Genomic DNA, 22,269 nt, shown 5'->3' on the forward strand with positions numbered 1-22,269 from the left:
CGCGCCGTCGGTCGAAGCTGCGTCGCGCCCGGCCCTGGCCCTGCGGCCTCTGGCCCCCGCGGCCGTGCGCGAGGCGACCGCCAAGCCGGTCCTGGCCGCTAAGCCGAAGACAGCCGGCAAGGTCGCCGTGCAGATCGCCGCGGCCTCCAGCGAGCCGCTGGCCCGCGAGGCCCTGGCCAAGATCAAGCGCAAGGTGACGCCGCCGCTCTCCAGCGCCGTGCGCAGCGTCGTGGTCGACGGCAAGACTTTTCACCGCGCTCTGGTGATCGGCTTCCAGACCCGGGCCGAGGCCCAGGCGTTCTGCGACGGCCTGAAGGGCGACTGCTTCGTGCGCTAGCCGCCGAACCCGCTAGCGGGCGAGGGCCTCACGGCGCTCTTCCAGTTCCAGCCATTCCTCTTCGGACGCGGCGAGCTCCTGCCGCGCAGCTTCGAGCGCGGCGCTGAGCTTGGCGAAGCCGGAGGGATCGCGCGTGTAGAGGCTCGGATCGGCCATGTCGGTTTCGAGCTTGGCGATCTTGCCGGGCAGGGCGGCGATGGCCGCATCCAGCTCCTGCAGGCGGCGTTGGTCCTTGTAGGACAGCTTGCTCGGCTTGGGCGGCTCGGCCCGCGTCGCGGCCGGCTTCGGCGCAGCGGGGGCCGGGGCCGCGCCGTCCGCGACGGATTTGAAGAAGCCCGGGTTCTGCGAGAGGAAGTCCTGCCAGCCGCCGGGCGTCTCAACGACCCGGCCGTGACCGTCCAGGGCGATGGTCGAGGTGGCGAGGCGGTCGACGAAGTCGCGGTCGTGGCTGACCAGGATCAGCGTGCCTTCATAGTCGGCCAGCAGGTCCTCGAGCAGGTCGAGCGTGTCCATGTCGAGATCGTTGGTCGGCTCGTCGAGCACCAGCAGGTTGGCCGGCGTGGCCAGGGCGCGGGCCAGCAGCAGGCGGTTGCGCTCGCCCCCCGACAGGCTGCGAACCGGCTGGCGCAACTGGTTGTCCGTGAACAGGAATTCCTTGGCGTAGGCGGCCACGTGCTTGGGCTGGCCACGGACCATGACCTGGTCGCCGCCGAGCGGAGTCAGGACGTCGCGGAGGGTCATCTCGGGCTTCAGGTCCACGCGGCCCTGGTCGATATAGGCGATCTCCAGGTTCACCCCGAGGTTCACCGAACCGCTGTCGGGCGGCAGTTCGCCCAGCAGCAGTTTGACCAGGGTGGTCTTACCCGCGCCATTCGGCCCGACGATGGCGACGCGGTCGCCGCGCAGGATCCGGGTCGAGAAGTCCTTGACCAGGGTGCGGTCGCCGAACGCCTTGGCGATGTTCTTGACCTCAGCCACGCGTTGGCCCGAGAGGCCGGATGACGCCAGACCCATAGACAGCTCGCCGCGCACCTCGCGCATGCGCTCGACCTTGGTCTTGCGCAGCTCCATCAGCGCCCGGCGGCGGCCCTCGTTGCGGGCGCGGCGGCCGGTGACGCCGCGGCGCAGCCAGTATTCTTCCTTCTCCAGCTGCTTATCGAGGCGGCGGCCCTCCTCGGCCTCGGCGGCCAGGATGCGCTCCACCCACTCGTCGAAGGCGGCGAAGCCCTTCTCCAGGCGACGCACCTTGCGATGCTCCAGCCAGAAGCAGCGGTTGGTCACCCGCTCCAGGAAGGCCCGGTCGTGGCTGACGATGACCAGCGCCGCACGGGAGTTCGCGAGCTCGGCCTCCAGCGTTTCGATGGCCAGGATGTCGAGGTGGTTGGTCGGCTCGTCCAGCAGGATGACGTCCGGCTCCTCGGCGAAGGCGCGGGCCAGGGCCGTGCGGCGGATTTCGCCGCCCGAAAGACCCTTGGCGGGCTTGGCCGGGTCGATGCCGAACAGCTCCAGCGCCGCTTCGCCCCGGTGCGGCTCGGCTCCGCCGGCGACCACATAGTCCAACAGGGTCTCGCCGGCGATGTCAGGCTCCTGGGGAACGTAGGCGATGCGGATCGAGGGCTGGACCGTGCGCTCGCCCTCGTCGGCGGCGATCTGGCCGGCCAGAATCTTCAGCAGGGTGGACTTGCCCGCGCCGTTGCGGCCGACCAGGCAGGCGCGCGAGCGCGGCTCGACGGCCAGGTCGACGCCGTCGAACAGCATCTTGGGACCGTCGGCGAGGCGGACGTCCTTGAGGGCGAGAACAGGGGGCTTCATGGGCGCCTGCACATATAGGGAGCCGCGCGCCGAGGCGACCCCTCAGTTCGGCGCAGGCTCGGCGTCCGGCCCCACGACGTCGGGGACCGGCGGCTGCGAGAAGAGCTCCGGCAGCGGCGCGGCGTCGTGCTCGGTGGTCTCGAAGTCGTAGGCCAGGCCCTCGTAGAAGCCGTTGCGCGGGTCGTCTTCGTAGACCGGCTCCGGGTCCGGCAGCAGCCACTCGAACTCACGGCTCGGCAGGTTCATGTGAGCCGTGACCATGTAATCCTTCCAGATGGCCGCGGCGACCTGGCCGCCGGTCACCTGGTTCATGGGCTTGTCGTCGTCGTTGCCGACCCAGACCCCGGCGACGTAGTCGGGCGTGAAGCCGATGAACCAGGCGTCGCGGAAGTTCTGGCTGGTGCCGGTTTTGCCTGCCGCCGGCCGCCCGAAGTTGGCCCGCGTGCCGGTGCCGCCGGTCACCACCTTCTGCATCATCTTCACCATCATGCTGGCCCAATGGATGTCGTAGGCCGGCACGGGAGACGAGGTTTGATGGGTGTAGATCACCTGGCCGTCGGTGGTCTGGATCTGCGCGACGATGTAGGGCCGCAGCCGGTTTCCGGCCTGCTGGAACACCTGGTAGGCCGAGGTCATCTCGATCAGCGGGACCTCATACGCGCCCAGCGACACCGAGAGGTTCGGGCTCGGCGGCAGGGTGGTGATGCCGAAGCGTCCGGCCAGGTTGGCGATCGCCGCCGGTCCGACTTCCTCGCCCAGCTTGACCGCCACGGTGTTGAGCGAGCGGGCCAGGGCGGCCTCGACGGTCACCGTGCCGGCGTACTTGCCGCCGTAGTTCTTGGGCTCCCAGTCGCCGATCTTCACGGGCTCGTCGACGCGGGTGTCGGTAGGCAGCACGCCCTTTTCCAGCGCCGCCGCATAGATGAACGGCTTGAAGCTGGAACCAGGTTGGCGCCTGGCCTGGACGGCGCGGTTGAAGACGCTCTTGGTGTAGTCGACGCCGCCGACCATGGTGCGGATGGCGCCGGTCGAATCCAGGGCGATCATCGCGCCCTGGCTGGCGCCGCTGGCCTTGCCGTCGACCTCGATGATCCGCCGCAGCACCTGGGCGCCGGCCGATTGCAGACGCGGGTCGATGGTCAGGGTGACGTTGAGGTCCGGCGAGTTCTGGCCGACCATCCGCAGCACCTCAGCCTGGGCGTAGTCGATGAGGTAGCCGTTGTCGCCTTCATTGGCCAAGGCGGTGGCCGCCAGCCTGGGCGGGGCGGCGAGGGCGGCGCGCATCTCGGCGTCGCTGATCCAGTTCTCGCCGCGCATCCGTTCCAGCACAAGGCGCTGGCGTTGCAGCGCCTTGTCCATGTTGCGGTGAAGCGCCATCCTCGACGGCGCCTTGGGCAGCGCGGCCAGCAGCGCGGCTTCCGAGAGGTTCAGCTGGGTGGCCGGCTTGCCGAAATAGGTGCGCGAGGCGCCGTCCAGCCCGAAGGTGTTGGCGCCGAAATAGATGCGGTCAAGGTAGAGCTCCAGCACCTCGTCCTTGCTCAGAATCTGCTCGAGCTTGTAGGCGAGCGCCGCCTCCTGGATCTTGCGCTTGAGGTTCTGGTCGGGACTGAGGAACATCCCCTTGGCGAGCTGCTGGGTGATGGTCGAGCCGCCCTCGACGACGCGGCCGGCCTTCTGATTGGCGCGGGCGGCGCGCGCGATCGCCCACGGATCGACCGCGCCATGCTGGTAGAAGCGCCGATCCTCGGCCGCCAGGAACGCCTTGGGGACATAGTCGGGCAGGGCGGCAAGTCGTATGTTCTCGCCGTACTGCGGCCCGCGCGAGGCGATGAACTGGCCGTTCATGTCGTAGAACTTGATCGCCGGGGCGCGGGTGGAGGCATAGAGCTCCTGGCGGGTCGGGACCTGCGGTAGATCCTGGAGGTAGGTCTTGTTGACGTGGTTCCAGGCCATGCCGGCGGCGACGAGCCCGGCTGCGAGCAGCACCAGCATGGCGACGCCGGTCCATTTGAGCACCGCCCACAGTCGCGACCGCCTGCCGCGCTTGCCTTTGGTCGGCGAACCGGTCAGGTCAGCCTCGGGAGGCTCCCGGCGCTGGCCGAAAGGCGATTTGGCGCCGTGGGAGTCGTTGTTGTCGTCGGTCACGGGTAATCTGGGGCGGCTGGACGTGGATTGTGTAGGACGCCTGTAGCATGCCTTCGAGGCCTTTCTGGGAAACGAAGTCGCTCGAGCAGATGACGGTGCGCGAGTGGGAGAGCCTGTGCGACGGCTGCGGGCTCTGCTGCCTGGTGCGTTTCGAGGACGAGGACAGCGGCGAGATCTTTCCGACCCGCGTGCACTGCAAGCTGTTCGATTCCGAGCGCTGCACGTGCACGAACTACCCGGAGCGCAAGAAGCACGTCCCTGACTGCATCAAGCTGACGCCGCAGAACATCGACGCCCTGCAGTGGATGCCGCTCAGCTGCGCCTATCGCCGCATCAACGAGGGCCGCGGCCTGGCCGATTGGCATCCGTTGATCTCGGGCGACCCTGAAAGCGTTCACAAGGCCGGGGTCTCGATCCGCGGCGAGACCATCAGTGAAGTGGAGTTGGACGATCCGGAGGACGCGATCCAGTATGCGGCCTGGGATCTTCTGGAAGAGCGCGGCCGCGACTAGGGCGCCGGGCTGATTGTGGTAAATATGTCACAATGAGGCTTGCGCCGTCCGCCAAACGGCCTAATTGAGTGACCCGTAGTTCCCCCCGAAGGTTTTGAGAGGTCCTTTCTTTGGCGCGCGACCCCTATCAGGAGCTGGGCGTCTCACGCAGCGCGAGCGCTGACGAGATCCGCAAGGCGTTCCGCAAGCTCGCCAAGCAGCACCACCCTGACACCAATCCGGGCGACAAGGCCGCCGAGGAGCGCTTCAAGCAGGTCAGCGCGGCCTTCGACATCCTTGGCGACGCCGAGAAGCGCAAGAAGTTCGACGCTGGCGAGATCGACGCCGACGGCCGCGAAACCATGCGCGGTTTCGGCGGCGGCGGCGGTCCGTTCGGCCAGCAGGGAGGCCCGTGGGGCGGGCAGGGGCGTTACTCCGAGACCATGGAAGGCGGCGACCTCGGCGACCTGTTCAGCGAGATTCTCGGGCGGCGCGGCGGCGGTGGCGGCTTCGGCGGCTTTTCGCAGCGCGGCTCGGATGTGCGCGCCAAACTGGAGATCGATCTGGAGGAGGCGATCCACGGCGCCAAGAAGCGCATCGCCTTTTCGGACGGCCGGACGATCGACGTCACCATTCCGAAGGGCGCCGAGGAAGGCCAGACCCTGCGCCTGAAGGGACAGGGATCACCTGGACGTGGCGGGCCCGGCGACGCTTTCATCGAACTGGTCATGCGGCCGCACCCGATTTTCCGCCGCGAGGGCGAGGCATTGGTGATGGATCTGCCGGTGTCGATCCCCGACGCGGTGCTCGGCGGGAAGGTCGAGGCGCGCACGCCTGACGGCGCGGTGACGCTGACCATCCCCAAGGGCGCCAACAGCGGCCAGTCGTTGCGGCTGAAGGGCAAAGGACTGTCGGACAGCCGCGGCAAGCGCGGCGATCTGTTGGCGCGGATCGTGCTGATGCTGCCGGACAAGCCCGACCCCGAGTTGGAAGGCTTCGCCGAACGTTGGCGCAAGGAGCGTCCGTACACGCCGAGGAAGAAGTAGCCGCCCGTGACAGCGTCGGGGCAGGCCTTCATAACTTCCGTATTCAGGCTCGGTTCAGTGATCTGGATCTAATGCTGCGGTTCATGAAACGCCTCCTTGTCATCGCCGCGATGCTGGCGGCCGCGCCTGCGGTCGCCCAGCCGTACCCTGACTATGGCCGTCCATCTTACGGGGGGCGGCACGATCAGGATGCGGCCCGCGACGCTGTGCGTGGGGGGCGCCAGGTGCCGTTGTCGCAGGTGATCGCCAATATCGCCGAGCGCACGCCGGGCCGTCAGCTCAACACGACCCAGGGCGATGCGGGTGGGCGTCCCGCCTACTTCGTGCAGTGGCAGACCAACGACGGCCGCGTGATCATCTTCGTGGTCGACGCCCAGAGCGGCCAGATCATCTCGCGCCAGGGCGGCTGAGGAGTTCCATGCGTATTCTACTGGTCGAGGACGATCCGGACCTGTCGCGCCAGCTCAAGGCGGCGCTCGGCGACGCCGGCTATGCGGTGGACCATGCCCCAGACGGCGAAGAGGCCCAGTTCCTGGGCGAGACCGAACCCTATGACGCGGTGATCCTGGACCTGGGTTTGCCCAAGGTAGACGGGGTCTCGGTGCTGGAGCGCTGGCGGCGCGAGAGCATGGCCGTGCCGGTGTTGATCCTGACCGCCCGCGGGGCCTGGAGCGAAAAGGTCGCCGGCTTCGACGCCGGGGCCGACGACTATCTGACTAAGCCGTTTCACACCGAGGAACTGCTGGCCCGCCTGCGCGCCCTGCTGCGCCGGTCGGCCGGCCATGCAGCGCCGAGCCTGTCGCTGGGCGGCCTGCGCCTCGATCCGCGTGCGGCCCGGGCCAGCGTCAACGGCGAGCCGCTGCGGTTGACCTCGCTGGAATACCGCCTGCTGCATTATCTGATGATGCACCAGGGGCGGGTCATCAGCCGGACCGAACTGGTCGAGCACCTCTATGATCAGGACTTCGACCGCGATTCCAACACCATCGAGGTGTTCATCGGCCGGCTGCGCAAGAAGATCGGCGCCGACCGGATCGAGACCGTCCGCGGCCTCGGCTACCGGTTGACCGCTCCGGCCGAGGAACTGGGGGGCGGGGCGGCCGGCTCGTGACCATGCCGACCCTCGGCCAGCCTTCGCTCGTCCGGAGGCTGGTGATCCTGGCCGCGGGCTGGAGCTTGGCCGTCCTGGTGGTCTGTGCGCTGGTGCTGGCCCTGCTGTTCCAGCAGGCGGCGCTGCGCCGGTTCGACCAGGGACTTTCCGAACTGATCGACAACCTGACCGCCGGCACGACCATCGCCGAGAAGGGCGAGGTGGTCGCGCCGGCCCTGACCGACCTGCGCGCGTTGCGCGCGTTCTCCGGCAAGTACTGGCAGATCGCCGAGCCGGGCGAGGGCGGCAAGCTGCGGGTGTTGGTGCGCTCGCGCTCGCTCTGGGACAGCGAACTGAAGTCTCCGCCCGACATCGTCGGCCGCCTCGACGCCGAGCCCGGCCAGCCGATCTCGTATGACACCTTCGGCCCGCTCAACGAGCCGCTGCGGGCGATGGCGACCCAGGCCAAGTTGCCGGGACGCGCCGCGCCGGTGGTGTTCATGGCCGCCGAGGACCGCAGCCCCGTCGACCGCGACGTGCGCGGCTTCGTCACCGCCACCGCCATCGCCTTCGCTTTGCTGGCGGTCGGCATGATCGCCGCGGTGGTCATTCAGGTCCGGGTCGGCCTCAACCCGCTATTCGCCCTGCGCCGCGAGGTGGCTTCGGTGCGCCGCGGCAAGGCCGAACGCGTGCAGCGCGCCTATCCGAGCGAACTGTCGCCGCTGGCCGACGAGCTCAACGCCCTGATGGCACACAACCAGGAGGTCGTCGAGCGCCAGCGGACCCATGTCGGCAACCTCGCCCATGCGCTGAAGACGCCGCTGTCGGTAATGCTGACCGAGGCGCGCCAGACCGGCGGGCCGTTGGCCGACGTGGTCGAAAGCCAGGCCGAGGCCATGCGCATGCAGGTCGACCACCACCTGCGCCGGGCCCGGGCCGCGGCCCGCACCCAGGGTTCGGGCGAGCGTACCTCGGTGGCCGACGTGCTCGACGAGCTGTCGCGGACCCTGGAGCGCATCTTCATGGACAAGGGCGTTGAGATCGACTGGGACGCCGACGACGACCTGTACTTCCTCGGCGAACGCCAGGACCTGCTGGAACTGGCCGGCAACGCAATGGAGAACGCTGGCAAGTGGTGCAAGGGGCGGGTCCGCGTCCGCGCCGCCGCTGCGCCAGGCGAGCGCCTGCGCCTGACGGTCGAAGACGACGGCGAGGGGTTGACCCCGCAACAGCGCGAGGCGGTCGTGCGGCGCGGCGAGCGGCTGGACGAAAGCGCGCCGGGCTCGGGGCTTGGCCTGTCGATCGTCGATGAACTGGCCCGAGCCTATGGCGGTTCGCTGAAGCTGGGCGAGGCGCGGCTGGGCGGTCTTCTGGTCGAGCTCGATCTGCCGCGCGCTGAGGCCTGATTTTGCAGGACATTTCGTAAAGCCTTAACTCGGCCGCGCGATGTTCACGACATGCGGGAGACGCGCGCCCGCAGTGGAGCGACTTTGCAAAATGGCCGGCCTGCCCGACGCCAAGATCGACATTGTCCGCACCCTCGTGGCCGGCGCGCCCGACAAGGTGGTCAGCGGCCTGCGTAACGCGCTGGCGGCGGCTGACGGCGACACCGCCCTGGCCGGGGTGCGCCGGGTGGTCGAGGCCGAGGTGGCCGAGCGGACCTTGCGCAACAAGGCGCTGCAGCCGATCGCGCCGCTGTTCGTCGATAGGCGCGGCGATCCCGACCGCCTGGCGTTCCCGCCGCGCGCCCTGCCGCTGCTTTGGCGCGGCCTGCGCGACGTCGCCGCCGAGGATGTCGCGAGCGCGGCCCTGGTCATGGCCGACTTCGAACCCGGCGTGACCTCGAACGAGGCGTTCGATCGGCTGACCGCGCGGCTGGTCGAGGAGATCGACGCGCGCCGCCAGCGCGACATCATCGCAGCCCTGGACGTTGTGGAAGCGGACCAGGCGGGCGGCGCGGCGACGCTGCGGAGCTGCCTGGCGATGTCGCCGGTGGTGCGCAGAGCGACCGAGAAGCTGCCCGAGTGGATCAGCCGCACCACGCAGGAACGGGCCGCGGCCGCGCGGCTGGCCTATCGCGACGCCTGCCGCGCCGGCGACGACGCCGGGCCGCGGTTCTTTGAGATGCTGGGCGCCCAACTCGCCGAGCCGTGGACCATCCTGCGGATTGTCTCGGCGGTCATGGACCATCCGACCGAAAGCTACCTGTCCGGATCGGAGCTGGCTGCGTTCGCCACCCGGCTTATGGACTCGGTCGACGCCAACTTGAAGCTCGTGGACGCCTTCGACCTGAACGGGGGCGCGCCGACCGGCGAGGCCGCGGCCGCCACGGTCGAGACCCTTACCCTGCAGGTCACCGAGCTGGAAAACGCCATCGACCTGGCGCGTGAGGGCGGCTGGGGCGCTCGAATCCAGAAGCAGAAGCAATCCTTGGCTGGGGTGGTCGAGAAGCGCCTGCGCGAGCTGTCGCGGTTGCAGGCGGCGGCCTTGCCGAGCCAGAAGGTACGGGTGGCGCGGGCCCTGGTCACGGAACCGGAGCTGACCTCGCCCCCGGATCAAGGCCACGTGGAGCGTTGCCGCAGCCTGCTCAGCTTCGCCGAGGGAATCCGCGCCAGCGCCAACTATGGCGGCTTCGCCTCCACGCGGGCCAAGGTGATGGAGGCGGCCGGGGAGGCGCTCGATCAATATGTCGAGGACGTGCTGGCCCGCGTCCGCGACGGGGAGGCGGCGGACCGCGAGGTCGCGGCTCTGCGGCTGCAGGTCGCCGCCGAGTTCGCCGGCCTGATCCACGAACCGCGCGCCCGCGAGATTGTTCGGCGTCGCGCCGCCAGCGCGTTCGGCGCGGTCACGGCGCCGCGACCGGCCTGGGAGGATCCGGCCCGGCCCCTGTAAACTGGGCCTGCGCCCATCGGACCTGTGGAACTGGCGCGGTCTTTCGGCTAAAGCCGCGCCATGATCGCGTTCTGGGTGGTTGCGGGCGTGCTTTCTGCGCTCTGCGCTGGTCTCGTTCTCTGGAAGTCGGCCCGCGCGGCGGCGCTCGCCGGCGCCGATGATCCGACCGCGGCGGTTTACCGCCGCCAGCTGCGCGAAATCGACGATCTGGCCGAGCGTGGCCTCATTCCCGCTTCCGAGCGGGCCATCGCTCATGCGGAGGCCGCCCGCCGCCTGCTTGGCGCTTCCGACGCCAAAGCCTCGCCCTGGACGGTCGATCTCTCGCAACGCAAGGCGGTGCTGGCGTTTGCAGCCCTGACGCCGCTGCTGGCGCTGGGCCTCTACTTCGCAGTCGGCTCGCCGGGAATGGCTGACCAGCCGTTCAAGGCGCGGGTTGCGGCCTGGCGCGGCGCTGATCCGTCCGCCCTGACGCCGCCGGAAATGGCGGTGGTGCTGAAGTCGCTGATCGCCGAGCGCGGGGGCGACCCCGAGGCCTATGGGTTCCTTGCTCAGGCCGAGATGGCGTCCGACAATCCCGATGCCGCAGCGCGCGCGCTGCGGCGTGCGATCGAGCTAGCCCCGGGCCGCGCAGATCTTTGGGAAGGGTTGGGCGAAGTGCTGGTCGTCCAGGCGGAGGGCGAGGTCACGCCCCAGGCGCAGCGCGCCTTCCAGGAGGCGGTGAAGCGCGATCCGAAGTCGGTCAGCGCCCGTTTCCACCTGGCCCGGGCTCAGGTCGCCGCAGGCCAGCGGGCCGAGGGTCTGGCGGCCTGGCGCGCGCTCGCGGCGGAGCTGCCGGCGACCGATCCGCGCCGCGCGGCCGTGCAACAGGTCATCGCCGAGGCCGAGGGTGCGCCGGCGCCGAAGTTCGACAACGCCCAGATGGCGGCCGTGGAGGGCATGGTCGCCAGCCTTGCCGCCAAGCTCGAGGCCGAGCCTGACGACCCTGAGGGCTGGGTGCGCTTGGTTCGCTCTTACGCGGTGCTCGGCGACACGGCCAAGCGCGATGCGACTTTGACGGAAGCCAAGGCGCGTTACGCCGGCAAGGCCGATGTTCTCAAGGCTCTGGACCTGGCGGCGAAGACGGAACCGATGCGATGAGCGGCTGGCTGCCCAAATCCCCGAAGGCGCGTAGGCGCCTCTATCTGGTGGCCGCCATCGCGCCGGTGCTGGCGCTTGCGGTCGGGCTGACCCTGTGGGGCCTCTCGGATTCGATCTCGTTCTTCTACACCCCGGCCCAGGCGGCCGAGGCCAAGCCGCCGGTCGGCCGCTCGATCCAGCTCGGTGGGCTGGTGCAGCCGGGCAGCGTCGTCAAGCATCCGGACGGCCGCGTCGAGTTTGTGGTCTCTGACCAACTGGCCTCGACCAAGGTCAGCTATGCCGGCGACCTGCCGGACCTGTTCCGCGAAGGTCAGGGCATTGTCGCGACCGGCGCGTTCCAGGCCGATGGCGACTTCAAGGCCAAGCAGGTGCTGGCCAAGCACGACGAGAAGTACATGCCGCGCGAGGTCGCCAAGGCCATCAAGGAGCAGGGCGAGTGGCGCGGCGAAGGCGCGCCGGCGCCCAGCTATTCGGCGGGGCCGGCCGCGCGATGATCGTCGAAATCGGGGCGTTTTCGCTGGCGCTGGCCCTGGCGCTGTCCGTCGCTCAGGCGCTGGTCGGGGGGCTCGCCCGCTGGCGGCGCTCGCCGGTGATGGCTGGCGCGGCGCAGGGCGCGGCGATCGGCGCGTTCGTAGCGCTGCTCGTCGCCTTCGCGGCGTTGATGTACGCGTTCGTGACCTCTGACTTCTCGGTCGCCAACGTCGCGGCCAATTCCCATACCGCCAAGCCGCTGCTCTACCGCGTGGCCGGGACCTGGGGCAGCCACGAAGGCTCGATGCTGCTGTGGTGTCTGGCGCTGACCGGCTGCGGCGCGGCGGTGGCGCTGTATGGCCGCGACCTGCCGGCGGGCTTGAAGACCCTGACCATCGCGGTGCAGGGGCTGCTGGGCGTTGTCTTCCTGGCCTATACGGTCTTCGCCTCCAACCCGTTCAACCGCATGCTCAACGCGCCGGTCGAAGGGCGCTCGCTCAATCCGCTGCTGCAGGACCCGGCGCTCGCCTTCCACCCGCCGGCGCTCTACGTCGGCTATGTCGGCATGTCGGTGGTGTTCTCGTTCGCGGTCGCCGCCCTGATCGAAGGCCGCGTCGACGCGGCCTGGGCGCGCTGGGTGCGGCCCTGGACCCTGGCGGCGTGGAGCGCCCTGACCGTGGGCATCACGCTCGGCGCGTTCTGGGCCTACTACGAACTCGGCTGGGGCGGCTGGTGGTTCTGGGACCCGGTCGAGAACGCCAGCTTCATGCCCTGGCTGATCGCCGCGGCCCTGCTGCACTCGGCGATCGTCACCGAAAAGCGCGGCGCGCTGGCCGGCTGGACCGTGTTCCTGGCGCTGGCGGCCTTCACCTTCTCGATGTTGGGAGCCTTCCTGGTGCGTTCGGGGGTGCTGACCTCGGTACACGCCTTTGCGGTCGACCCGACTCGCGGGGTGCTGCTGCTGACCATCCTGGGCGTCACCGCCGGCGCGGGCTTCGCGCTGTTCGCATGGCGCGCGCCGCTGTTCGCCCGCGGCGGGGTCTTCGCCCCCGTCAGCCGCGAAAGCGCGCTGGTGCTCAACAACATCCTGTTGGCGGCGGCGACCGCCACGGTCCTGCTGGGCACGCTCTACCCGCTGATGCGCGAGGCGGCGACCGGGGAGGCGATCTCGGTCGGACCCCCGTTCTTCAACCTGACTTTCACCCCGCTGATGGCGGCCCTGGCCATCATCCTTCCCGCCGGGCCGCTGCTGGCCTGGAAGCGCGGCGACCTGAACGGCGTCGTCCAGCGCCTCTGGCTGGCCGCGCTGATCGCGCTCGCCTGCGGCCTGGCCGCCTATGCCCTGATCAGCCCGCGCAAGGCGTTCTCCGCCGCGGGCGTGGCGATGGGCGCCTGGCTGGTGATCGGGGCGCTGGTCGAGCTGGCCGAGCGTACCCGGATGTTCCGCGCTTCGGCGGCCGAGACCTTGCGGCGGCTTGGCGGCCTGCCGCGCGGCGCCTGGGGCATGACCCTGGCGCACCTGGGCCTGGGGGTGTTCGTGCTCGGCGCCTGCTTCGAGACCGGATGGAAACTTGAGGCCGCAGAGACCCTGCCGATCGGCGGGCGGCTGAACCTTGGCGAATACAGCCTCGTGCTCGACGACATCCGTGGCGTCGAGGGGCCGAACTACGAGGCCGAGCGGGGCCTGCTGCGGGCCTTCAAGGGCGAGACTCAGATCTGCGCCCCCAAGCCCGAGCGCCGCTTCTATCCGGCCGGCGGTCAGACCACGACGGAGGTGGCGATCTGCACACGCGGTCTGGATCACCTCTATGTCGTGCTCGGTGAACGGCGTGACGCCGCTGGCGAACCGGTCTGGCTGGTGCGCGGCTATTGGAATCCCTGGGCGCTGCTGATCTTCATCGGTCCGGCGATCATGGCGCTCGGCGGCGTGGTTTCGTTGTCCGATCGCCGGCTGCGCCTGGCGGCCGGCCGCAAGCAGGAGGCGGTCGCCGCATGAAGCGGCTGGCGGCGATCCTGGGCGCGGTGCTCTGCATCGCCGCGGCGTCCGACCCGGCCGAGCGGCTGCCCGATCCGGCGCAGGAGGCGCGCGCGCGCGAACTCTTCCGCGAGGTCCGCTGTCTGGTCTGCCAGAACGAGTCGATTGACGATTCCAACGCCGAACTGGCCGCCGACCTGCGCCGGCTGGTGCGCGAGGAGGTCAAGGCCGGCAAGACCGACGCCGAGGTGCGCAAACACCTGACCGACCGCTACGGCGAGTTCGTGCTGCTCAAGCCGGCCTTCTCACTGGGCAACGCCGCGCTCTGGGGCGCGCCGGTGGTGGTGCTGCTGCTGGGCCTGTGGCTGCTGATGCGCACCCTGAGCAACCGCCCGGCGGACGAGGCGCTGTCGCCTGAGGAAGCCGCGCGCCTGGACGACCTGTCGCGCGATTGAGCCGCGTGACAAGATTGCGCCAAACATTGAACGCTATGAAGAGCCGAGCGTGACCTAAACGTAACTTGAGAGACATTGCGCTCTTTGGCATCGAACATAGGTTGTCGGGGACGTGCCCGTGCTATCTGACACTGGGCGCCCACAGGGAAATTGAAGGCTTATGACCTCGAAGAAGACCGGCTATCTCCTCGGCGCCCTGGCGGGCGTCGGCGTCGCGACGGCGGCCCTCGCCGGCGCCAATCTCGCCGACCAGCCGCGAGCGGAGTCCAGCGTCGACCGCGGCTTGCTGATGCGCACCTCGACCGCGCCGATCTTCGCCCCGCCGCCGGGCGCGCCGCTGTCCTTCGCCGACATCTTTGAAAAGGTCTCGCCGGCGGTGGTCTCGATCAACGTCACCTCCGACGTCGACCCGTCCGCCCTGCGCCGCGTGCCGGGTTTCGAGAACTTCCCCTTCGACATCGTCCCGCGCCAGGGGCCGGGCGGCGGTGACGACGAGGAGGGCCAGCAAGGCCAGCAGGGGCAGCAAGGCCAAGGGCGCGGCCAGCCGCGCCTGCCCAGCCAGCAGTCGTCCGGCTCGGGCTTCTTCATCTCGTCCGACGGCTACATCGTCACCAACAACCACGTCGTCGAGAACGCCAAGGAGATCAAGGTCGTGCTCAAGGACGAGCGCGAACTCGACGCCGTCGTCGTCGGTCGCGACGAGGGCACCGACCTGGCCGTCCTGAAGGTCAAGGGCAACGGCTTTCCGTATGTGAACTTCGAAAACGCCGGCAAGCCGCGCGTCGGCGACTGGGTCATCACGGTCGGCAACCCGTTCGGTCTCGGCGGCACGGCGACGGCCGGCATCATTTCGGCCTATGGGCGCGACATCGGCGAGACCTTCGTCGACTACATCCAGATCGACGCGCCCATCAACCGGGGCAACTCGGGCGGCCCGACGTTCGACGTCTATGGCCGGGTGATCGGCGTCAACACCGCGATCTTCTCGCCGTCGGGCGGTTCGGTCGGCATCGGCTTCGCGATCCCCGCGGATGTCGCCGACTCGATCACCAAGCAGCTGATCGCGGGCGGCAAGATCACCCGCGGCTACATCGGCGCCTCGATCCAGAACTTCACCGCAGAGATGGCCGAGGCCCAGGGCTTGGGCGCCCAGCGCGGCGCGATCGTCGCCAACGTGACCCCGGGCGGCCCGTCCGAGCGCGGCGGCCTGCAGTCGGGCGACATCGTCACCTCGGTGAACGGCGTCAACGTCAAGACCTCGTCCGAGCTGACCCGCGAGGTGGCCAAGGCCAAGCCCGGCGACGTGCTGCGGCTGGACGTGCTGCGCGCCGGCAAGCGCAAGGCCGTCGAGATCCGCTCAGGCGTGCGTCCGACCGAACGCGAGCTGGCGGCCAACGACAACCAGCAGGGCGGCGCGAACCGCGGCGTCGGCGACAAGCCCGACGCTCAGGCTCAGCGTCCGGTCGTGCTCGGTCTGGCCCTGGCGCCCCTCGACGAGGCGTCGCGGCGGCGCCTCAACCTCGATCCGGGCTTCAAGGGCCTGCTGATCGCCGGCGTCGACCAGTCGTCGGACGCCGCGCAGCGCGGCCTGCGCAAGGACGACATCCTCGTTCAGGCGAACGGCGAGCCGGTGACCACGGCGGCGGAATTCTCGGCGGCGGTCACCACCGCCAAGAAGGCCGGTCGTCAGAGCATCCTGGTCGGGGTGCATCGCGGCGGTCGCACGTCCTTCCTGCCGCTGAAGATCTCCGGCTAGGCTGCGTTCAATCCTGGGGGCCTGAACCGATGCGGATTCTGATTGTCGAAGACGATCTCGAGGCGGCCGAGGTCATGGACCGCGGCCTCACCGAGGCCGGCCACGAGTGCGTTCGGGCCAGCGACGGGGAGGCGGGCCTCTCCGCCGCCCAGGCCGGCGAGTTCGACGTCATGATCGTCGACCGCATGATGCCGCGGATGGACGGCGTCTCGATGGTCCAGACGTTGCGGCGCGAGGGCGACCAGACCCCGGTGCTGTTCCTGTCGGCGCTGGGCGAGATCAACGACCGCGTCGAGGGCCTCAAGGCCGGCGGCGACGACTATCTGGTCAAGCCCTATGCCTTCGTCGAGCTGATCGCCCGGGTCGAGGCGCTGTCGCGGCGGCGCGAGACCGGCTCGGTTCAGACCCTGCTGCGGGTCGGCGAACTGGAGATGGACCTGATCGCCCGCACGGTGCATCGCCAGGGCAAGGAGATCGACCTGCAGCCGCGTGAGTTCCAGCTGCTGGAGTTCATGATGCGCCACGCCGGCCAGTCGGTGACGCGCACCATGCTGCTGGAGAAGGTCTGGGAGTATCATTTCGACCCGCAGACCAATGTCATCGACGTGCACGTCTCGCGGCTGCGCTCGAAGATCGACAAGGGCTTCGACCGAGCGATGCTGCAGACCGTCCGCGGGGCGGGCTACCGCCTCGATCCCTAAGGTCGGGCGCGCGCCATGCGCCTGCCGAGGCTCTTTCGGACCACGCCGTTCCGGCTGACGCTGCTGTTCCTGGCGCTGTTCGCAGCGGCGGCCAGCGCGTTCCTGGCCTACATCTACCTGGCGACCGCGGGCGAGGCGACGCGGCGCACCGACCAGAACATCACGCGCGAGATGCGCTCGCTGGTGGCGGCCTACGACCGGGCCGGCGTCGATGCGGTGAACCAGTCGCTGATCGAGCGGGCGGCCAGCGAGCGGCCTTTCCTCTATCTGCTGATGAAGCCGGACGGCGCGCGGATCTCCGGCTCGATCGCCGAGTCGCCGATCGAGGACGCTGGCGCGGCGGTCGGGGTCTCCACCCGCGCCAGTTTCTCGGTCACCGATGAGGACGCGCAGGGCCGGCTCGTGAAGCACCCGGCCCGGGGCATCCAGGAGCGGCTGAGCGGCGGCGAGATCCTGTTCGTCGGCGCCGACATCAGCGAAGACCAAGCCTACGTCGTGAAGATCACCCGCGCGCTCTGGGGCGCCGGAGCGCTGGTCATCGTGCTCGGCCTGGCCGGCGGCCTGCTGGTCAGCCGCAACGTCTCGCGCAGCATGGGCGCCTTGAACGACGTCGTGGCGGCGGTCCGCAACGGCGACTTCGACGCCCGCGCCACGGTGCGCGGCGCCCGCGACGAGTTTGACGAGCTGTCCGAAGGCATCAACGAGATGCTCGACCGCCTGCAGCGATCGATGGCCGGTCACCGTCACGCCGGCGACGCCATCGCCCATGACCTGCGCTCGCCGCTCACCCGGCTGCGGGCGCGACTGGAGACCGCCTATCTCGATGTCGAGGCCGGCAAGGGCGACGCCGAGGAGGCCCTGGCCCAGGCGCTCGACGACACTGACGGTGTTCTGAAAACCTTCGGCGCCGTGCTGGCCATCGCCCGGCTGCAGGCTGCCGGCCAGGCGCCCGACCAGAACCTGTTCGATCCGGCCGAGCTGGCCGCCGACCTGGCCGAACTCTACGAGCCGACCTGCGAGGACAAGGGCCTGGAGTTCGGGGCCGAGTTCGCCAGGAACCTCCAGGTTCGCGGCAATCGCGAGTTCCTGGCCCAGGCGCTGGCCAACCTGCTGGACAACGCGGTGAAGTACACGCCGGCCGGCGGGGCGATCATGCTGCGCGTACGCCGTCGCTCGTCCGGCGAGATCGAGTTCTCGGTCACAGACACCGGACCGGGGGTGCCCGACGAGGACCGCGCCCGCGTGGTCGAGCGCTTCGTGCGCCTGGAGAACAGCCGCAGCGAGCCGGGTTCCGGGCTCGGCCTCTCGCTGGTCGCCGCCGTCGCCGAGGCGCATGGCGGTCGGCTCGAGCTATCGGAGGGGCCGGGCAAGGTCGGTGAGATGGGACCGGGCCTGCGGGTGGCGCTGATCCTGCCGCGGGCGGCCTGATCGGCATTCGCTGTGGGTGGCGTGGCGGCGTCGCCCGGCTAATGTCGTTCCCCGATGACTCGATTGATAGACGCCATCCGCCCCTGCGGTCCGATCGCCGACGAGAAGGCCGCCGAGCGCGCCCGTAATGTGCTGGAAGAGGCCGCGGCTCGCGACAGCTGGACCACGCAGCTGGAACGCGCCTGGCCGGCCTTGGCGCCGGTGTTCGGCGCCTCGCCCTACCTGACCAGCCTGGTGCGCCGCGACCCTGGCCGGTTGCGCGATCTGCTCGACAGCGAGCCGGAGACGCGGTTCGAGAACCTTCTGGAGCGGACGGCGGCGCTGGCCCAGGCCGATTGGGACGCCGCCAAGGCCGGGTTGCGCAAGCTGAAGGCCGAAGCGCACCTGCTCATCGCCCTGGCCGACCTCGGCGGGGTCTGGAACCTCGATCAGGTGACGGGTTCGCTGACCCGTTTCGCCGATGCGGCGCTGGCCTCGGCGCTGACCGTGGCGGCGCGGGGGGAGCTCGAAGCCGGCCGACTGGTCCGCCTGGGCGAGGGCGAGGAGGGACCGGTCCCGGGCTGGTTCTGCATCGCCATGGGCAAGCACGGCGCCTACGAACTCAACTACTCCAGCGATATCGACATCTCGGTCTTCTACGAGCCTGAGGTGCTGCCGCTGGCCGACGGGATCGAGACCCAGGCCTTCGCGGTCCGCCTCACCCATCGGCTGGCCGACATGATGCAGGACAAGACCGCCGACGGGTACGTGTTCCGCGTCGATCTGCGCCTGCGGCCCGACCCGTCGTCGACGCCGCCCGCCGTGCCAGCCCCGGCGGCCTTCGATTATTATGAGAGCGTCGGCCAGAACTGGGAACGGGCGGCCTTCATCAAGGCCCGGGCGGCGGCAGGCGACATCGGCCGCGGCCAGGCGTTCCTCGACGAGCTGGCGCCCTTCATCTGGCGCAAGAACCTCGACTTCGCGGCCATCGCCGATATCCATTCGATCAAGCGGCAGATCCACGTCCATAAGGTCGACGAGCGCCTGACCGCCAAGGGGGTCGACCTCAAACTCGGCCGCGGCGGCATCCGCGAGATCGAGTTCTACGTCCAGACACAGCAGCTGATCCTAGGGGGGCGCCACCCCGAGCTGCGCTCGCCGCGCACGCTCGATGCGCTGCGCGCGCTGGAGGCCGCCGGCCATGTCTCGGTCCAGGCCGCCGACGAGCTGGCCGACGCCTATCGCCAGCTCCGCAGCGCCGAACACCGGGTCCAGATGCTGGCTGACGAGCAGACCCACCGGCTCTCGGAATCTGACGGCGAGCGCAAGCGGGTGGCCGCGCTCTCGGGTTTCGACCGCGTGCGCAGCTTCGACGCCGCCATCGAGCGCACCCTGAAGACCGTCAACGGGCGCTATGGAGAGCTATTCCCCGACGAGGAACAGCTCTCCTCGCGGTTCGGCAGCCTGATCTTCACCGGCGTTGAGGACGACCCGGAGACCCTGGCGACGCTGTCGCGGATGGGGTTCTCGCATCCGGCCACGATCTCGCAGACCATCCGCAGCTGGCACCACGGCCATATCCAGGCGACCCGCACGGCGCGCGGGCGTGAGCTCTTCACCCGGCTGGCGCCCCGGCTGCTTGATGCAGCACAGGCCAGCGGCGCGCCGGATGCGGCCTTCACCCGCTTCGAGGCGTTTTTCTCCAAACTGTCGTCCGGGGTGCAACTGCAGTCGTTGTTCCTGGCTCAGCCGAAGCTGTTTGAGCTGATGGTCCAGGTCATGGCCTTCGCGCCGCGGCTGGCCAGCACCCTTGCGCGCCGCCCGGCGGCGCTCGACGCCCTGCTCGACGGGGCCTTCTTCGCCAGCATCGATAGCGAGGAGGACCGCAGCGTGATGGCCCATGCGGTCAGCCGCGCCGATGGGTTCGAGGAGGTGATGGACGCGGTGCGTCGTATCCATCGCGAACAGGCGTTCCGCGTCGGGGTGCAGGTGATGAGCGGAGCCGCCAGCGCCGAGCTCGCAGGCCGTGCGTTCGCCGACCTCGCCGACATCTGCATGGAGGCCCTGGCGCCCGCGGCGCTGGCCGAGGCCGAGCGGCTTGGGGGGAGCTTTCCAGGCGAGGTCGCGGTCATCGCGCTCGGCAAATGCGGATCGCGTGAGATGAGCGCCGGTTCGGACCTGGACCTGATGACCCTCTATCGGGCGGCCGAGCCGGGTGCGACCTCGTCGATCAAGGAGTGGAGCGCCGACGTCTTCTATGGCCGTTTCACCCAGCGCCTGATCGCCGCGCTCTCGACCCCGACCGGCGAGGGCGAGCTCTACGAAGTCGACATGCAGCTACGTCCCTCCGGCACCAAGGGGCCGGTGGCGGTCAGCTTCACGGCTTTCGAGGACTACTACGAGCGTGAGGCCGAGACCTGGGAGCTGCTGGCCCTGACCCGGGCCCGCGTGGTCTGGGCCAGCTCGCCGCAGTTCGCCGAGGCGGCTGCGGGCGCGGTCGAATCCGCCCTGCGCCGCCCGCGCGACCGGGCCCGGACCGCGGCCGACGTCGGCGACATGCGCGCGCTGCTGGAGCGCGAGCGTCCGCCGAAGGGCGAATGGGACCTGAAGCTTTCGCCGGGCGGTCTGGTCGATATCGAGTTCGCGGCCCAATACCTGCAATTGGCGCACGCCGCCGACGGCGGTCCTCTGCGCCAGAACACCGCCGAGGCGCTGGCCGCCTTCGACGGGCTCGCTCCGGCCGACGCGCTCGCCGCCCTGCGTAAGGCGTGGGCCCTGCAGCAGAACTTGACGCAGCTGCTGAAGGTCGCGCTGGGCGACAACGCCGATCCGACGGACGAACCGAAGGCGTTTCGCACGCTGCTGGCCCGAGCCGGGGACGTGCGCGACTTCCGAGCGCTCCGCACCAAGCTGGAGAGCTCGCGGAAAGGCGCGCGGAGCGCCTACGAGACGATTGTCGGGGCCCCGAGCGACGGATCGGGCCGCACGTCGCGTTGAACAGGCGACAGGGCGTAAAGGACGCCCTGCGCCAGAACAGAGGCCGTGACGGCGATTGAACAACATTACAGGCTCCTATCCCTCGCAGGCGAGGTGACGTTTGAGCGATCCGGACGAGGAGCTGCTGACGCGCGTGGGCGAGGGCGACCCGGCGGCGGTGCGCGCGCTCGTCTCCCGCAAGCTGCCGCGGTTGCTCGCCCTGGCGGGGCGGATGCTGGGCGATCCCGCCGAGGCCGAGGACGTGGCCCAGGAGACCTTCGTGCGGGCATGGAAGCAGGCGCCCACTTGGCGGCCGGGCGGCGCGCGGTTCGACACCTGGCTGCACCGGGTGACTTTGAACCTCTGCTACGACCGGCTCCGCCGTCGGCGCGAAGTGGTCACCGACAGCCCGCCGGAGCAGGCCGACGAAGGGCCGGCCCCGGACCGTGGCCTGGAGGCCAAGGATGTCGGCGACCGGGTCGCGGCGGCCATGCAGCGCCTGCCCGACAGGCAGCGTGAGGCCATCGCGCTGTGTCACTACCAGGAGCTCTCGAACATCGAGGCGGCGGCCTTGATGGGCGTCAGTGTCGAGGCCCTGGAGAGTCTTTTGGGGCGGGGGAGACGCGCCTTGCGCGCGGCGTTGGCGGATATGGTGGGAGGTTGATCGGATGACCCACGAACGTTTCGAGATATTGGCGCAGGCTTATGGCGGCGACATCGCCCGCTGGCCGGCCGCCGAGCGTGACGCCGCCGCGCTGCTGATGGCCGCCGAGCCGGAGTTCGCGCGGATCGTGCTTGGCGACGCCGGCGAGCTGGACGCCGCCCTCGACCTATGGGCGCCGTTGGCAGTCACCACGACCTTGCGCGAGGCGGTCGTCGCCTCGGCGCCGACGCCCCGACGTCGCTGGGGGCTGAACGCCTGGTTCCTGCGGGCCGGGGTCGGGGCCGGCTTGGCCGCGGCCTGCGCCGCCGGCCTTGTAGTCGGCGTAATGCTGTCCGATCTCACCGCGGCGACGGCTTCGGACGACACGGTCAGCGCCGCGCTCAGCAACTATGACGACCTGTCGGGCCTGGTGACCCTGGAGGGGGCATAGATGAGCCGCAAGACCTTGATGATCGCGCTCTTCGCCTCGCTGGCGGTGAATCTCTTTCTGGTTGGCGCTGTGGCCGGCGGCCTGGTCGTCGGCCAGAAGGTGCGGGCTGAGCGTCCACACATGGCCCAAAGTCGGAATCCGCCACTGTGGCGGGCCGGCGACGGCCTGCCGCCCGATCGCGCGCAGGCCTATCGCAGCGCCCTGCGCGACCAGAGTCCGGAAGTGCGCGAGGCGATGCGCGCGGCCCGCGCGGCCCGCATGGAGGCCTGGCGCTCGATCGGACAGGAGCCGTTCGATCCGGCCGCCGCCAAACGCAGGCTCGCGGCCATCCGAGCCCAGGAAGCCGACGCCCGCGGCCAGATCGAAGACGACATGATCGACTTCGCGGCCGGGCTCTCGCCCGAGGATCGCAAGGTCCTGGCGCGGGGCCTGACGGAACGGCCCCGCGGACCGCGGCCGCCTATGGAGGGGCCGCCGCGCTAGA

At 69.8% G+C, this 22,269-nt stretch carries 20 protein-coding genes; 18 read left to right on the top strand and 2 right to left on the bottom strand.

Annotated elements, in window-relative coordinates:
* Positions 1 to 337, top strand: a 337-nt coding sequence (locus OUA97_RS18160; RefSeq protein ID WP_267233446.1) for an SPOR domain-containing protein, incomplete at its 5' end; no start/stop codon positions are given.
* A 12-nt stretch (positions 338 to 349) separates the two neighbouring features.
* Here OUA97_RS18160 and OUA97_RS18165 read toward each other — a convergent pair.
* Together OUA97_RS18165 and OUA97_RS18170 are read right to left on the bottom strand one after the other, a co-directional pair.
* On the bottom strand, positions 350 to 2,161 hold the full coding sequence (locus tag OUA97_RS18165) for an ABC-F family ATP-binding cassette domain-containing protein (RefSeq protein ID WP_267233447.1): 1,812 nt from the start codon (positions 2,159 to 2,161) through the stop codon (positions 350 to 352).
* A 30-nt stretch (positions 2,162 to 2,191) separates the two neighbouring features.
* The gene (locus tag OUA97_RS18170; protein ID WP_323690961.1) at positions 2,192 to 4,294 is read right to left on the bottom strand and encodes a PBP1A family penicillin-binding protein; all 2,103 of its coding nucleotides are present in this window, start codon (positions 4,292 to 4,294) and stop codon (positions 2,192 to 2,194) included.
* Between the two features lie 47 nt (positions 4,295 to 4,341).
* Between OUA97_RS18170 and OUA97_RS18175 the strand changes: the two genes are divergently transcribed.
* From OUA97_RS18175 to OUA97_RS18255, 17 genes are all read left to right on the top strand, one after another.
* Positions 4,342 to 4,806, top strand: coding sequence for a YcgN family cysteine cluster protein (locus tag OUA97_RS18175; RefSeq protein ID WP_267233448.1), 465 nt, complete (start codon positions 4,342 to 4,344; stop codon positions 4,804 to 4,806).
* A gap of 110 nt (positions 4,807 to 4,916) precedes the next feature.
* Complete coding sequence (locus OUA97_RS18180) at positions 4,917 to 5,831, top strand: J domain-containing protein (RefSeq protein WP_267233449.1); 915 nt, start codon at positions 4,917 to 4,919, stop codon at positions 5,829 to 5,831.
* An 83-nt stretch (positions 5,832 to 5,914) separates the two neighbouring features.
* Entirely contained in the window at positions 5,915 to 6,241 is a 327-nt protein-coding gene (locus tag OUA97_RS18185) for a PepSY domain-containing protein (protein ID WP_267233450.1), read from the top strand.
* A gap of 8 nt (positions 6,242 to 6,249) precedes the next feature.
* Positions 6,250 to 6,942, top strand: a complete 693-nt coding sequence (locus OUA97_RS18190) for a response regulator transcription factor (protein ID WP_267233451.1) — start codon at positions 6,250 to 6,252, stop codon at positions 6,940 to 6,942.
* Between the two features lie 2 nt (positions 6,943 to 6,944).
* Positions 6,945 to 8,327, top strand: a complete 1,383-nt coding sequence (locus tag OUA97_RS18195; RefSeq protein ID WP_267233473.1) for a sensor histidine kinase — start codon at positions 6,945 to 6,947, stop codon at positions 8,325 to 8,327.
* A gap of 91 nt (positions 8,328 to 8,418) precedes the next feature.
* The gene (locus tag OUA97_RS18200) at positions 8,419 to 9,813 is read left to right on the top strand and encodes a hypothetical protein (protein ID WP_267233452.1); all 1,395 of its coding nucleotides are present in this window, start codon (positions 8,419 to 8,421) and stop codon (positions 9,811 to 9,813) included.
* Between the two features lie 60 nt (positions 9,814 to 9,873).
* Positions 9,874 to 10,950 (top strand): c-type cytochrome biogenesis protein CcmI, encoded by a 1,077-nt coding sequence (gene ccmI / locus OUA97_RS18205; protein ID WP_267233453.1) that lies wholly within the window; start codon positions 9,874 to 9,876, stop codon positions 10,948 to 10,950.
* Positions 10,947 to 11,444, top strand: a complete 498-nt coding sequence (ccmE, locus tag OUA97_RS18210; RefSeq protein WP_267233454.1) for a cytochrome c maturation protein CcmE — start codon at positions 10,947 to 10,949, stop codon at positions 11,442 to 11,444. Before ccmI ends, ccmE begins: the two co-directional genes overlap by 4 nt.
* Positions 11,441 to 13,417, top strand: a complete 1,977-nt coding sequence (locus OUA97_RS18215) for a heme lyase CcmF/NrfE family subunit (RefSeq protein ID WP_267233474.1) — start codon at positions 11,441 to 11,443, stop codon at positions 13,415 to 13,417. Before ccmE ends, OUA97_RS18215 begins: the two co-directional genes overlap by 4 nt.
* Positions 13,414 to 13,851, top strand: coding sequence for a cytochrome c-type biogenesis protein CcmH (locus tag OUA97_RS18220; protein WP_267233455.1), 438 nt, complete (start codon positions 13,414 to 13,416; stop codon positions 13,849 to 13,851). The genes OUA97_RS18215 and OUA97_RS18220 overlap by 4 nt, the downstream gene beginning before the upstream one ends.
* A gap of 160 nt (positions 13,852 to 14,011) precedes the next feature.
* The gene (locus tag OUA97_RS18225; protein WP_267233456.1) at positions 14,012 to 15,607 is read left to right on the top strand and encodes a Do family serine endopeptidase; all 1,596 of its coding nucleotides are present in this window, start codon (positions 14,012 to 14,014) and stop codon (positions 15,605 to 15,607) included.
* Positions 15,608 to 15,636: 29 nt separating this feature from the next.
* Positions 15,637 to 16,308 (top strand): response regulator transcription factor, encoded by a 672-nt coding sequence (locus OUA97_RS18230; RefSeq protein WP_267233457.1) that lies wholly within the window; start codon positions 15,637 to 15,639, stop codon positions 16,306 to 16,308.
* Between the two features lie 15 nt (positions 16,309 to 16,323).
* Entirely contained in the window at positions 16,324 to 17,736 is a 1,413-nt protein-coding gene (locus tag OUA97_RS18235; protein ID WP_267233458.1) for a sensor histidine kinase, read from the top strand.
* Positions 17,737 to 17,790: 54 nt separating this feature from the next.
* A complete protein-coding gene (locus OUA97_RS18240) occupies positions 17,791 to 20,712 on the top strand; it encodes a bifunctional [glutamine synthetase] adenylyltransferase/[glutamine synthetase]-adenylyl-L-tyrosine phosphorylase (RefSeq protein WP_267233459.1) in 2,922 nt (973 codons plus the stop codon).
* Between the two features lie 100 nt (positions 20,713 to 20,812).
* Entirely contained in the window at positions 20,813 to 21,355 is a 543-nt protein-coding gene (locus OUA97_RS18245; RefSeq protein ID WP_267233460.1) for an RNA polymerase sigma factor, read from the top strand.
* A 4-nt stretch (positions 21,356 to 21,359) separates the two neighbouring features.
* Entirely contained in the window at positions 21,360 to 21,785 is a 426-nt protein-coding gene (locus OUA97_RS18250; RefSeq protein ID WP_267233461.1) for a hypothetical protein, read from the top strand.
* Positions 21,786 to 22,268, top strand: a complete 483-nt coding sequence (locus OUA97_RS18255) for a periplasmic heavy metal sensor (RefSeq protein WP_267233462.1) — start codon at positions 21,786 to 21,788, stop codon at positions 22,266 to 22,268.
* The last annotated feature ends 1 nt before the right edge of the window (position 22,269 follow it).

Source organism: Phenylobacterium sp. 58.2.17 (assembly GCF_026411515.1).
GTDB lineage: Bacteria > Pseudomonadota > Alphaproteobacteria > Caulobacterales > Caulobacteraceae > Phenylobacterium.